The 12,121-nt window shown below is 65.2% G+C and carries 12 protein-coding genes and 1 tRNA gene; 6 read left to right on the forward strand and 7 right to left on the reverse strand.

Annotated elements, in window-relative coordinates:
- The first annotated feature begins 237 nt into the window (after positions 1-237).
- Positions 238-1,449 carry a GGDEF domain-containing protein gene (locus GGD65_RS24685; protein WP_183236939.1) on the forward strand — a complete coding sequence of 404 codons (1,212 nt, stop codon included), beginning with the start codon at positions 238-240 and terminating at the stop codon, positions 1,447-1,449.
- Between the two features lie 34 nt (positions 1,450-1,483).
- On the forward strand, positions 1,484-2,110 hold the full coding sequence (locus GGD65_RS24690) for a peptidoglycan recognition family protein (RefSeq protein ID WP_183236879.1): 627 nt from the start codon (positions 1,484-1,486) through the stop codon (positions 2,108-2,110).
- Between the two features lie 174 nt (positions 2,111-2,284).
- Here the strand turns inward: GGD65_RS24690 and GGD65_RS24695 are convergent, their stop codons facing one another.
- The 3 genes from GGD65_RS24695 to GGD65_RS24705 form a co-directional block, all read right to left on the reverse strand.
- Positions 2,285-2,626: a hypothetical protein gene (locus GGD65_RS24695; protein WP_183236880.1), complete on the reverse strand. Its 342-nt coding sequence runs from the start codon at positions 2,624-2,626 to the stop codon at positions 2,285-2,287.
- 181 nt (positions 2,627-2,807) lie between these two features.
- The gene (rpoH, locus tag GGD65_RS24700) at positions 2,808-3,707 is read right to left on the reverse strand and encodes an RNA polymerase sigma factor RpoH (RefSeq protein ID WP_018318222.1); all 900 of its coding nucleotides are present in this window, start codon (positions 3,705-3,707) and stop codon (positions 2,808-2,810) included.
- Between the two features lie 217 nt (positions 3,708-3,924).
- Positions 3,925-4,932, reverse strand: a complete 1,008-nt coding sequence (locus GGD65_RS24705; protein WP_183236881.1) for an RluA family pseudouridine synthase — start codon at positions 4,930-4,932, stop codon at positions 3,925-3,927.
- On the opposite strand from GGD65_RS24705, the gene GGD65_RS24710 reads away from it, so the two are divergent.
- A complete protein-coding gene (locus GGD65_RS24710) occupies positions 4,931-5,275 on the forward strand; it encodes a hypothetical protein (protein ID WP_028140457.1) in 345 nt (114 codons plus the stop codon). The two genes, GGD65_RS24705 and GGD65_RS24710, sit on opposite strands and share 2 nt — an antisense overlap.
- A 57-nt stretch (positions 5,276-5,332) precedes the next feature.
- Positions 5,333-5,407, forward strand: a tRNA-Glu gene (locus GGD65_RS24715).
- A 270-nt stretch (positions 5,408-5,677) separates the two neighbouring features.
- On the opposite strand, the gene GGD65_RS24720 is transcribed toward GGD65_RS24715, so the two are convergent.
- The 4 genes from GGD65_RS24720 to GGD65_RS40290 form a co-directional block, all read right to left on the reverse strand.
- A complete protein-coding gene (locus GGD65_RS24720; RefSeq protein ID WP_018317283.1) occupies positions 5,678-6,097 on the reverse strand; it encodes a CBS domain-containing protein in 420 nt (139 codons plus the stop codon).
- A gap of 181 nt (positions 6,098-6,278) precedes the next feature.
- Entirely contained in the window at positions 6,279-6,749 is a 471-nt protein-coding gene (locus GGD65_RS24725) for an aminoacyl-tRNA deacylase (protein WP_179735021.1), read from the reverse strand.
- A gap of 217 nt (positions 6,750-6,966) precedes the next feature.
- Positions 6,967-7,920 carry an alpha/beta hydrolase gene (locus GGD65_RS24730; protein WP_210317234.1) on the reverse strand — a complete coding sequence of 318 codons (954 nt, stop codon included), beginning with the start codon at positions 7,918-7,920 and terminating at the stop codon, positions 6,967-6,969.
- A 311-nt stretch (positions 7,921-8,231) separates the two neighbouring features.
- Complete coding sequence (locus tag GGD65_RS40290; protein ID WP_246783393.1) at positions 8,232-8,804, reverse strand: YecA family protein; 573 nt, start codon at positions 8,802-8,804, stop codon at positions 8,232-8,234.
- A gap of 856 nt (positions 8,805-9,660) precedes the next feature.
- Here GGD65_RS40290 and GGD65_RS24740 point away from each other — a divergent pair.
- Both GGD65_RS24740 and GGD65_RS24745 read left to right on the forward strand, forming a co-directional pair.
- Positions 9,661-11,151 (forward strand): amidohydrolase family protein, encoded by a 1,491-nt coding sequence (locus GGD65_RS24740; RefSeq protein ID WP_183236883.1) that lies wholly within the window; start codon positions 9,661-9,663, stop codon positions 11,149-11,151.
- Positions 11,152-11,154: 3 nt separating this feature from the next.
- Positions 11,155-12,084 carry a GTP-binding protein gene (locus tag GGD65_RS24745; protein WP_018317277.1) on the forward strand — a complete coding sequence of 310 codons (930 nt, stop codon included), beginning with the start codon at positions 11,155-11,157 and terminating at the stop codon, positions 12,082-12,084.
- Positions 12,085-12,121 lie beyond the last annotated feature (37 nt).

The raw sequence follows: 12,121 nt of genomic DNA on the forward strand, positions 1-12,121 counted from the left end.
TTTGGTGCGCGAATCCGCATCGCAGCGTCGAAGCGGCGTCGCCGCCGACATCCCTAACGATCCGACAACGGAGCGGCGCCGTTCATGAATCCAAAACCAAAGGCGCGTTTTGCCGGAACGCGGTGAGACTCCATTAAGCGCGAAGGCCGCATTCTTCTCCGCAAGAAAACGGGGATGGGTCATGGACGGACGGCTGCCAGGGACGGGGGGCGCGACGCTGCGCATGCCGCACGCGTCATGCTGAACGTACCGACGCTCTGGACCGTCTTCGTCGTCAACTTCCTGGCGCTCGGCGTGATCTGGGCCTACGTGACGCGCTCCTATCCGAAATTCGCCGCCGCGCGGTTCTGGATGGCATCGTCCTTCGTCGGCGCGATCGGAGCGATGACGGCGCTGGTGCGCCTGTTCGTGGCGTCTCCCCTCCCGCTTCTGCTCGGCGCGGCCGGTGTCATCGCCGCGAGCTGCCTCGCCGCGATGGGCATTCAGCGCTTCTATGGCCGGCCGGTCTCATGGCGCCTGATGACGGCGACGGGAGGCTTGAGCCTTGTCGGCGTCGTGGTCTTCATGGTCGGCTTCGAGCACATGCAGCTGCGGATGCTCAGCTACACGCTCGGTCAGGCCCTGCCGCTGATGCTGGCGCTGCGTCTGCTGCTGTCGCCGCCGGAAGGGCGCGTCAGCCCGGGCGCGCGGCTGTCAGGCATCGTCATCCTCACTATCATCGCGATCCTCATTGCCCGCACGATCGGCAATCTGCTCGGCCACGATCTCTCGGCGAAGGCCGGCGGCCAGACCCATGCCGTGATGGTGCTGGGGCTGCTGTTCCTGTCGATGACGCTCAATTTCGGCTTCCTGCTGATGGCGATGGACCGGCTGCGGGGCGAGGTCGCCGACCTCGCGCTGCTCGACGATCTCACCGGCGTCGCCAACCGGCGGCATCTGTTGCAGCGCCTGACCGAGGAATGCGCCCGCTCGGAGCGCAGCGGTGCGCCGTTCTCGCTGCTGGTGATCGATCTCGACGGCTTCAAGACCATCAACGACACCCACGGCCATGCCGCCGGCGATGCCTGCCTGCAGCACTTCACACTGATGGCGCAGACGCGGCTGCGGCCCGGCGACATGCTGGCCCGCACCGGTGGCGACGAGTTCTGCGTCGTGCTGCCGTCCTCGTCCTTGCGCGAGGCCGCCGCGATCGCCCGCCGCGTGCTCGAGGTCTGCCGTCAGGATGCCGAGGCCTGCACCGGCAGCGAGATCCCGATCGCGATCTCGATCGGCGTCGCGCAGTGGGATCGCGGCATCGGCGAATTCCCGGATCGCCTGATGGCCAATGCCGACCACGCCCTCTATGCCGCCAAGAAGAACGGCAAGAACGATTTTGCCGTCTACGATCCGTCGCCGCCGCTGTCGCCTGAGCCGATCGGCCGGGGCGAGACCGTGCGCCATTTCGCCTGAGGCCATGCTAGGTTGCGGTCACCGTTGGACCCGCATGATGATCGCTCGCCTGCTCGCGGCCGTTCTGGCCGTTTTCTTTCTGATCGCCCCCGCCGCTGCCGAGGATGCCGAGCTCGCAAAGCTCGCACGCGCCTCCGGCACGCCCGACATTCCCGGCCTGAAGCTGGTCTGGCTGGCGCCCTGGGGTGACGTCCGGAACGCAAGACCCTGGCGCAACATCATCGTGCACCAGACCGAAGGGCCGGCGGGCTCGGCGCGCGGCGGTGCGCAAGCGCAAGCGAAGACCCCGACCCGGCGCGGCGTCACCGTGTGGGTGGAGACCGACGGCACGGTCTATTGGGCGGTCGCGGAAAACCTGGTGCCGACCCATGGCGACGGCGCCAACCGCAACGACAGCAAGTATATCGACAACAGCGCGACCTATCGGCAAGTGGTGCGCGACAATTCGATCGGCGTCGAGTTCGCCGGCAATTATCCTGATGTGACGACCGGTCCGACCGACGCGCAGGTCGCGGCGTGGCGCGTGCTCGTTCAGGTCCTGCGCGCGCGCTACGACATCCCGCTCGACCGCGTCTATGCCCACAACTGGATCGACTACAAGGACGCGCGCCATTGCGAAGGCTGCTGGCTCGCGACGCTGGCGAGGATGTGGGGGGAGTAGGAGGTGCGCTCCCTCGCCCCGCTTGCGGGGAGAGGGTTGGGGTGAGGGGGACTCTCCATGGGGACGGTGAGAGTTGGACTCGCGGAGAGTCCCCCTCACCCGAATTTGCGCTTCGCGCAAATTCGACCTCTCCCCGCAAGCGGGGCGAGGTGAACGACCGGCGGCCCGGATTGGCTACACCGCCTGCGCCATCCAACCGAAGAACCGTCGCATCAATCCCGGCCGCCGCGGCAATTCCGGCGGATCATCGACCGCCAGCACGCGTTTGAAGAAGTAATCCAGAAACACCATGTCGTTCGGCTCGGTGACGGTGAATGTCTCCTCGCCGAAGAACACGCTGTAACTGAAGAAGAATGGCCCCATCAGCGGGATCGTCGCCGTGCCTGCATAGTCCTTGGAGATCACGAACTCCGACGGCTCGAGCCCGTGCTCGCGCATCGCCTGCTCGACCAGCGGCAGCTTGCGCATGAACTGGGGAGAGAAGCCGCCGACGGTGGATTGCAGGATGATCGACACGGTGCGTGTCCGTTCTTGTGATGTGATCCGACCATCATGTGTCGGGCGACCCGTCATAGGCGTTCAAGTGCCCCCGCCAGCTTCGCGAAGCTGCCGCAGCTCACCCAACAAAAAAGCCGGCGTTGCCGCCGGCTTTTTCTCTTTCTCGATCCGCCAATCTCTTGCCGCGGAAACGCCCCGCTTAGTGCGCGGCTTCCAGCGCGGCCTGTTCGGCCCTTGCGATCGTGCCCTTGACCGCGGACTGCACCTTCTCGAAGGCGCGGACCTCGATCTGGCGGACGCGCTCGCGCGACACGCCGAACTCGGCAGCAAGGTCTTCCAGCGTCATCGGCTCATCGGCGAGGCGGCGCGCCTCGAAGATGCGGCGTTCGCGCGGGTTGAGCACGCCCATGGCGCCGTTCAGCGCGTCACGGCGTTCGTCGTACTCCTCGTGCTCGGCCAGCATGGCTTCCTGGTTGGGCGTATTGTCGACCAGCCAGTCCTGCCATTCGCCGGCTTCGCCGTCGTCGCGGATCGGTGCGTTGAGCGACGCGTCGCCACCGAGGCGGCGGTTCATGTCGATCACGTCCTGATCGGTGACGCCGAGGCGCTTGGCAATGATCTTCACCTGGTCGGGACGCAGATCGCCCTCGTCCAGCGCGTTGATCTTGCTCTTCGCCTTGCGCAGGTTGAAGAACAGCTTCTTCTGGTTCGCGGTGGTGCCCATCTTCACGAGCGACCAGGAACGCAGAATGTACTCTTGAATCGACGCCTTGATCCACCACATCGCATAGGTGGCGAGACGGAACCCCTTTTCGGGTTCGAAACGTTTCACCGCCTGCATCAGGCCGACGTTGCCTTCCGAGACGACCTCGGAGATCGGCAGGCCGTAGCCGCGATAGCCCATGGCGATCTTGGCCACGAGCCGGAGGTGGCTGGTGACGAGTTGGTGCGCCGCGTCGCGATCGTCATGCTCGCGCCAACGCTTGGCGAGCATGTATTCCTGCTGGGGTTCCAGCATCGGGAACTTGCGGATCTCGGCGAGGTAACGGGAAAGGCCGGATTCTCCATTGAGGACCGGCAAAGCAGCGGTACGGGCCATACTGAAGCCCTCCAAAGGTTCAGGCCCCCGATAGCGGCGGGCCAGGCAGACGACCGCTGTGTTAAAGCCGGCCGTAGCTGCGATGTTCCGTTGGTCATTTCCAACGCAGGCGCAATATACCCCATGGGGGGGCAAAAAGGGAAGGATTGCTGACGTCACGACCCCGTGTGGCAGCTATAATCTTTTGTAATGTAACGCTTTTCTTAAAGGGCCTGCGTCATACCGCCGCTTTGAGGGTGCTCTGGAGGAGAAGCAAATCCTCCGGCAAAGCCGCCTCCCAGTGGAGTAATTCTCCGGTCCTCGGGTGCTCCAATACCAGCAAATACGCATGCAGGGCCTGCCGCCCAAGCGCGGCCAGAGCGGCCTGCGACGAGGGCGCCAACTGGTTCGCCTTGGTCTTGAAATGCGGGCCATAGACGGCATCGCCCATCAGGGGATGGCCGATATGAGCGAGGTGGACGCGGATCTGGTGGGTGCGCCCGGTCTCGAGCTCGCAGGCGAGCAGCGTCGCGATCGGCTTGCCGTCGCGTCCGTTAAAACTCTCCAGAATCTCCCAATGCGTCACCGCCTCGCGGCCGCCCTGGCGCACCGCCATCTTCTCGCGCGCATGCGGATGGCGGTCGATCGGAGCGTCGACGGTGCCGCGATGGCGGCCCGGGACGCCCCAGGCAAAGGCCATGTAGCCGCGGCGCATCGCACCGGTGCGGCCGTGGTCGGCGAATTGCGCGGTCAGCGAGGCATGGGCGAGGTCGTTCTTGGCGACCACCATCAGCCCTGTGGTGTCCTTGTCGAGTCGGTGCACGATGCCGGGCCGGCGCACCCCGCCGATGCCCGACAGCGAAGAGCCGCAATGGGCGATCAGCGCGTTCACCAGCGTACCGGTCTCGTGGCCGGCCGCGGGGTGCACCACCAGCCCCTTCGGCTTGTTGAGGACGACGATGTCATCGTCCTCGAACACGATATCGAGGGCGATATCCTCCCCCTTCGGCTCCGGCGGGGCCGCCTCCGGCACGTCGATTATGATCGTATCGCCGGATGTGACGTGATAAGCGGGGTCGCGGACCGCGGAGGCCTTCAGGCTCACCGCGCCCGCCAGGATCAGGGCTTTCAGCCGCGATCGCGACAGGTCGGTGAGGTGTGCCGCCAGCACGCGGTCGAGCCGGGCCGACCCCTCGTTGCCGGCGACGACAACCTCCAACCTTTGCGCAGAGCCAAAATTTTCCATGACGACGACTGATACCGCTGTTCCCGAACCGAGCCCCGAGCAGGCCGCGCTGTTCGCGCGGGTGCGGCGGATGATGCTGATCGCGGGGTTGACCACGGCGCTGGCGATCTGCGCCGTGCTGATCGCGGTGGGCTACCGCCTTTTCAAGTCGGAGGGAAGGGCGGCCGAGGCGGCCAGCGACGTCACCGCCATCCTGCCGAAGGGCGCCAAAATCGTCTCGACCGGCCTCGCCGGCGACCGCCTCGTGGTCAGCCTGGATGTCGGCGGCGTCATCGAGATCCGCACCTTCGACGCCCACACGCTCAAGCCGGCCGGGCGGCTGAAATTCGCCAATGAGCCGTAAAAGGCTCCTCGGGGTCCTTGCGGCGGACAAATTTCGAGGCTATTGGCTAGCCCTCACGCTCCCTTCGTCTAGCGGTTAGGACGCGGCCCTCTCAAGGCTGAAACAGGGGTTCGATTCCCCTAGGGAGCGCCAAATCCGCGATATTCCTCGACTTTTTGCTGCGACCCCATCCGACGGCGGCCCGGTCCGGCCGCGCGATCTCGCTTGGTCATAGTTGCGCGCCGCAGCGTCGGCGCTGATGAAGCGATCGAGTGAGCCCGCCCCGACATTAACTCCGGCGCAAAGTAAGCCACATCGCGCCGTCGCTTCTGTGCCGCGCGATGGTTGCATGACGAGCGCGTGGCTCGGGCTCCCCTCAACGCCCGTTTGAGCGGCGATCGCGAGAGAGCCCTGGCCGCAAGTTCAGTGATGCGCCGAAATGCTCCTGACGGTCTCGGTGAGCATATCACCGGACGCGGAATGGCCGACGTCGCCCAGGCTGATGATGCCGACCATCCGCTTGCTCTTGTTGATCACCGGCAGCCTGCGGACCTGCAGCTTCTCCATGTGATGCATCGCCTTGGCGAGGTCATCGTCCTCGCGGCAGCAATGGATGCCCTCGGTCATCACGTCGCTTGCCGTCGCGCGGCCGGCATCGAAGCTGTGGCTCGCGAGCCCTTTGCAGACGATATCGCGGTCGGTCACCATTCCGACCAGCTTGTCATCCTCGCCGATCGGAATGCAGCCGATGTCATGCGCCCGCATCAGTTTGGCAATCTCGGTGATTGGGGTGTTGGGGCTGACCCAGTCGACACCCTTGTGCATCACGTCTTTGACTTTCATGGCGAGCCTCCGTTCGTGGGTTTCAAGTGCGTTGATGCATGCAACGGCACCCCCAATCTTCCGAACTCCGACCAGACAAGCGCAGACACTCTCGCCGCCACCCTGCGGAACAGTATGACGGCGACCTCACGGCCAGAGTTCCCGCCCAGGATCGCAACGGCAATCGGCGGTCTACAAAACCTCAGTCATGCGCGCTGAAGCGCCCGTGCGGTGCGTTGGCCGTCAGGCGCGCAAACTGCGCGTGACCCATATGGAGCAGCGTCTCATGATCGCCGGCTTCCATATAGATGTCTGGCTGTGCCTCGATGCTGTCCTCGACGATCATGTCCAATCCGTAGCATTTGCCGACGGCGGGAACCGCACCGTGTGCACAGTCGCTGAATAGCCGATTGACCTCGGTTTCATTGGCCATTTGGACATTGTCGCCGAGGCTTGTCCTCAGGTCCGACAGGCGGAGGTGATGCGATGCGGGCAGGATGGCCAGCATGTATCCGCCGTCGCGCCGCAACACGATGCCCTTGGCGAGGCGGTCGCCCGAGATATGGCATGCCTCGGCCGTTCGAGCGGACGTCATGCTGAGTTCGTGCGGGATCACCTCGTACTGGATGTTCTCAGCGGCGAGGTATTTCTGGAGCGTGGGAGCAATGGCCATGGCATCACCTCCGATGCGGAATGCAAACCATCCACCGCGAGGTCGACCCTGCAGACTCTCGCCATACGATGGGCGGCTGCCTGACTAGAGACCCAACATAGGTCTTCCATCCGCAAGCTGCAATTCAGCGTTCGCGGTTTTCTTCTGCGCGGAGCGCCATCGGTCGAGACTGGCACTCAGGGGCAAGCTTCGCGCATGGCTCGGCACAGCCTCTCTCTCACGCCGTTGTGCCGTCGATCGAGCGGCGGATCACCTTCTGCACCTCCGAATTCGATAGGAACAGGTCGTGGTTGATGATGCCCCAGCCTTCCTGGGAGGCATCGACCACACGCACGCCGAGCCGCGCGATGACCGCTTTCTCGGCCGCGCCGACCCGCGTCATGCCACCTGCGAGCTGTCCCGACAGCGCGAGTGCGCGATCGTTCGTCGCGGCGATCACGGTGATCTTGCCGGCCAGCGGGCCGATGCGCTGGATCGCCGACGAGAACACGTCCATGTCGATATCAGGCGCGGCAAACACCACGGCGCCGATCTTGCTCGTGACCGTGTCGCCGTAACGAGCGTGGAGCTGCCGCAGGCTTTCGAGCGTCAGCATGGTTCCCATGCTGTGGGCGACGATGTGCACGCGGCCGGCGCTTGGCGCGGACACCAGCGCAGAGAGTACGCGTTCGAAATCGTCGCGCGACCACATCGCGCTGTCGCGGTCATAGGCGTAGTCGAACAGGCCGGCCTTGGAGGGCCAGGAGAACACCATGGTCCGGCCGCGGAACTTGATCCCGTCGGAGAGATGGGCGCCGTCCAGCACGGCCGTCTCGAATGTCTGCTTGAAGCCATGAACATAGATCAGCACGTCTCCTGTCCCGGCTTGCGCAGCAAGATCGCCAGCGTCGGCCGGCACCGCTTCGACCCGATCAAGGCGCCAATCGCCAAGTCCAACGGAGGCGAGGGAAAGACGGCTCTCGTCCGGCGCCGCAAGCTTGGCCCGCGCGACCGTCATGGCCGTCGCGCGTTCCGGCCCAAACCAGGGTTTGGCACGGGCGCCGTTGACGGGCTTGCGCGTGGTGGTGACGAGCACGGTCGGGTCGACGGAGAGGGACGAGGCATCGAAGCGCGCGCCGGTCGCACCCAGGCCGGCGCATCCGCCGAGCGCGAGGGCACTCCCTGCCGACATAAGTCCGCCGAGGAAAGCGCGGCGAGAAACGGAACGACGGGAGTCGCGTTGCAGAGGACGTCGGACGATCACTGGGAACCTTTGGGAACTTTGCCCACCTCACGCCGCCCCGCCTAGCTCACTGAATGACAATGCAGGCGAGAAGACGGCGGAGCCGGTTCGCGGTCCAGATCAGCCGATAATCCCGATCGAATGGAGCGCGCACCACTCGCGTAACGCCTGCTCAGTGGCTAATGCCGCGAAGGCAAGCCGGTTTGTGTGGAGGCGAGTCCACGCTCGAGAAAGCTCGATATCGAACCTGGATACGCCGGTCAGCCCGACCGACGCCATTCATCCGCCGTCAGTAGTTTCAACTGGGCGAAATAAGTCTCATTCGGGTCCTGATCGGGCTTCGTCTCGACGTTGTCATCGCCCGATTTGGTCTCGCGCATCAGCTCGTTCATGTGTCCGGCAAGCACCGAGCCGATCGCATGGATGGCTTCGTGACGATCGAGTCCTTCGGACATCAACCGCTGCGCCTCGCTACGCACCGGCAGCGTGGGATCGGCAATTTGGCTCTCGACGATCACATGAAGAATAGCGTGCACTTTCTCCCGCGGAAGAGGGATTCCGACGCGCCGATGGTAGGCCATCACGAGATCAATCCGTTCCTCCTCGTCCAGCACAACCCACAGATCCGGGTCTGGCTCCGTGAATGGATCGTACGCCGGGAGCGCTTCTTCGTCTTGAAGCGCCGACCGGAGAACGCTCGGTGTCTGCACACTTTGGGGCGAATCGGATGACAGATCGTCCAACCTTTCCGAGTCGAGGCAACACTTCTTGAACTTCTTGCCACTGCCGCAGGGGCAGGGATCGTTTCGTCCTATCTTGCGCGCATTTGTCATGCGGGTACCCGTGACAGAATTTGATTGGATCACAATATACCAAAGCAGCTTGATCTAACGAAGCGACGCCTTTTGCAATTCATCCCGGGGAGATCGAGACAAATTGTACCGTCGGGCAAAACAGCCCGATCCGCTGTCAACCCCTCTCCACAAAAATATTCCACTTTACCGAAATTCGGATTTGTCGTATGTGTCGGCCATTCCAGCCCACCAAAGGGGCGGTCGTACGTCGTTTCGAGCGCGGGCTGGGAGTTGCGGTGGACGCGGGCGGCGTTAAGGCGGAGCTTGCGTGTGCAGGGCGAGAGAACCTCGTGAGCATGCGTGACCTGCGAAGACGAACGGCGCCCATGTCCGGCGGAGCCTCTTGGCGAAGCCGGATGGCCTGCGTACGGCAAAACCGTGTGGTCCTGGCCGTCGTTGCTACGGTCAAGCCTTTCGCGGAGATGCGAGCGAGCCCAACCGGGCAGACTGCATCATCCAATTCGCGGGGCGAGGGAGGCCAGAAGGAAGGTTCGGCTCCCGGGAGAGCGCGGCATATTGGCCGTCAGACCATCGCGCAGGGAAGGCCTGGTTTCGGCTGCCCTGTGTCTCCCCTGTGCATTGCGTGTGCAATCTGTTCAGCACGGGGGTCTTTACGGGTGCCAGCTGGCGCCCGGCCTTCCCTGCGCCCTTTCCTTCGAGAGGGTGAGGAGAGCAGCATCACTCGGGCAAAACATGCCGCGAGGACGCGGGCGCGCGTCCGCAGGTTGCCTGCGAAATGACCTTCCGTGCGAGCATGCTGCGTCGGCTTCAGTGGAGGTGGTCGTCGCTTCCGGAATCTGCCTTGATGCGATTTCGAGGTGGAGGGAGTGACGATATGAGCGGCTTGGTGATCTCTGGCGGCCGGGTGGTAGATCCCGCGGGTGGGATGGACGCCGTCGGCGACGTGGCGGTGGTGGACGGCAGGATCGCCGCGGTCGGCACGGGCCTTGGCGGCGCCGAGCGCGTGATCGACGCGACCGGGCTCGTGGTCGCCCCCGGCTTCATCGACCTGCACGCCCACGGCCAATCGATCCCGGCGGACCGCATGCAGGCGTTCGATGGGGTGACGACGACGCTCGATCTCGAGGCCGGCGTGCTGCCGGTCGGGTCCTGGTACGAGCGTCAGGCGAGAAAAGGCCGCGTGCTGAACTACGGCGCCGCCACCAACTGGGCGTTTGCGCGCATCGGCGCAATGACCGGCTCCAATGCGGAGAGTTCGCTGGAGGCGTTCGGCAACGCCATGCGCGACCGCCGCTGGATGGACAACGTGGCGAGTGATGCGGAGGTCGCCGGCATTCTCGAGCGTCTCGGGCGCGGTCTCGACGAAGGCGGCATCGGTATCGGCATCCTCAATGCCTACGCGCCGGGCGCCGGCGTGCAGGAGCTGACCGCGGTCTGCCAGCTCGCCGCCGCCAAGGACGTGCCGACCTTCACCCACGTCGCCTTCATGTCGCGCATCGACCCCGAGAGTGCGGTGGAAGCCTATATCCGTCTGATCGGCTATGCCGGCGCCACCGGCGCGCACATGCACATCTGCCATTTCAACTCGTCGAGCAAGACCGACGTCGAGCGTTGCCGCGTGCTGATCGCGAAAGCGCAGGCGCAGGGCCTGCCCATCACGGTCGAGGCCTATCCTTACGGCACCGGCTCGACCGTGCTGGCCGCCGCCTTCTTCAGCGACCCCGAATTCGTCGAACGCAACGGCACCGGCTACGACTCGGTGCAGCGCGTGACCGACGGCTATCGCTTCCACGACCGCGAGGAGCTCCTGAAGGCGCAGGCCGAAGAGCCGTCCTCGCTGGTGCTCTGGCACATCCTCGACATCGAGAACAATTCGCATCACCGCGACCTGCTCGACATGTCGGTGCTGTATCCCGGCGGCGCGATCGCGTCCGATGCGATGCCGTGGACGACGTCGGACGGCAAGACCTACGCCGGCGATGCCTGGCCGCTGCCTGACGATGCCACCTCGCATCCGCGCTCGGCCGGCTGCTTCACCCGCTTCATCCGCGAATGGGTGCGCGAGCGCAAGACCGTGTCGCTGCTGGAAGGCGTGCGCAAATGCGCGCTGATCCCGGCGGAAATCCTGTCGCAGAGCACGCCGGCGATGCGCGCCAAGGGCCGGCTAACGAAGGGCGCGGACGCCGACATCGTCGTGTTCGACTACGAAAAACTCTCGGACCGCGCGACCTTCACGGCGATGAACCGTCCGTCCGAAGGCGTGCGGCATCTCGTGGTCAGCGGCCAGATGCTGATCAGCGACGGCGTGCTGGACCTCGCGGCGCGTCCGGGTCAGCCGGTGCGCCGGCCCGTGGTCGGGGGCTGACCCGTGCCGGTCCCCATTCTCCTGGTGACGGGCTTTCTGGGGGCGGGCAAGACCACGGTCGTGAACCATCTCCTGGCGCATGCGGAGGGACGGCGGATCGCCGCGATCGTCAACGATTTCGGCGCCATCAACATCGATGCGGAGCTGATCGCGGGCGCCAGCGACGGCGTGGTCAGTCTCGCCAATGGCTGCATCTGCTGCTCGCTCGAAGGCGATCTGCTGCGCACGCTCTCGACGCTGCTGCGGCGCGATCCGAAGCCCGAACACATCGTCATCGAGACCAGCGGCGTCGCCGATCCCGCCGACATCGTCCGCAATCTGATGGACCCCGTGATCCTGCGCGAGGCGCCGCTGGAGACGGTGCTGTGCGTGATCGACGCCGCGACACCGCCGGCCGCACTGGACGACGCTCTCCAGCGCTCGCAATTGCGCGTCGCCGATATCGTGGCCTTGACCAAGCTGGATCTGGCGGACGAGGGCGCGGGGGCGCGGATGCGTCAAGCCATCCGCGCCTTGCGCCTTCCCGCCGTGGTGGTCGATGCGCCACATGGCGAGATTCCGTCCGCGCTCCTGTTCCCCGCGAACGTCGAGCGTGCGCCCGCGCCGCGTGATCCGGGCCCGAAACGACCGGCAGAAGAGCGCTTCGAGACGCTGAGCTGGACCTCGGACCGCCCGATCTCGCTGCCGCGCCTGCAGCAGGCCATCGGCCGTCTCGCGCCGAAGCTGGCGCGTGCGAAAGGCCTGTTCGAGACGGTCGAGCAGCCCGGCCGCCAGATGGTGTTTCAATTCGCCGCCGGCCGCGCCACGCTCGCCCCGGGCGATGCGCCCGCGCCGGGCGTGCCGCGCGCACGGATCGTCTTCATCGCCGAGCTCGGGGTGCTGTCGAAAGCCGAGCTCGACGGCATCATGGAAGCGTGCGTTGCTGGCGAGTAGGGCAATCCGCGCCGATCGCAGGGCGTATCAGGCGCCT

It is taken from the genome of Bradyrhizobium sp. CIR18, from assembly GCF_014198295.1.
Lineage (GTDB): Bacteria > Pseudomonadota > Alphaproteobacteria > Rhizobiales > Xanthobacteraceae > Bradyrhizobium.

What these genes read in the sequence shown, in the direction of transcription:
- GGD65_RS40290 (WP_246783393.1), bottom strand. Translation starts at nt 8,804, where the DNA reads ATGACAAATGCGCGCAAGATAGGACGAAACGATCCCTGCCCCTGCGGC.
- rpoH (WP_018318222.1), bottom strand. Translation starts at nt 3,707, where the DNA reads ATGGCCCGTACCGCTGCTTTGCCGGTCCTCAATGGAGAATCCGGCCTT.
- GGD65_RS24690 (WP_183236879.1), top strand. Translation starts at nt 1,484, where the DNA reads ATGATGATCGCTCGCCTGCTCGCGGCCGTTCTGGCCGTTTTCTTTCTG.
- GGD65_RS24740 (WP_183236883.1), top strand. Translation starts at nt 9,661, where the DNA reads ATGAGCGGCTTGGTGATCTCTGGCGGCCGGGTGGTAGATCCCGCGGGT.
- GGD65_RS24730 (WP_210317234.1), bottom strand. Translation starts at nt 7,920, where the DNA reads ATGTCGGCAGGGAGTGCCCTCGCGCTCGGCGGATGCGCCGGCCTGGGT.
- GGD65_RS24705 (WP_183236881.1), bottom strand. Translation starts at nt 4,932, where the DNA reads ATGGAAAATTTTGGCTCTGCGCAAAGGTTGGAGGTTGTCGTCGCCGGC.
- GGD65_RS24725 (WP_179735021.1), bottom strand. Translation starts at nt 6,749, where the DNA reads ATGGCCATTGCTCCCACGCTCCAGAAATACCTCGCCGCTGAGAACATC.
- GGD65_RS24710 (WP_028140457.1), top strand. Translation starts at nt 4,931, where the DNA reads ATGACGACGACTGATACCGCTGTTCCCGAACCGAGCCCCGAGCAGGCC.
- GGD65_RS24720 (WP_018317283.1), bottom strand. Translation starts at nt 6,097, where the DNA reads ATGAAAGTCAAAGACGTGATGCACAAGGGTGTCGACTGGGTCAGCCCC.
- GGD65_RS24685 (WP_183236939.1), top strand. Translation starts at nt 238, where the DNA reads ATGCTGAACGTACCGACGCTCTGGACCGTCTTCGTCGTCAACTTCCTG.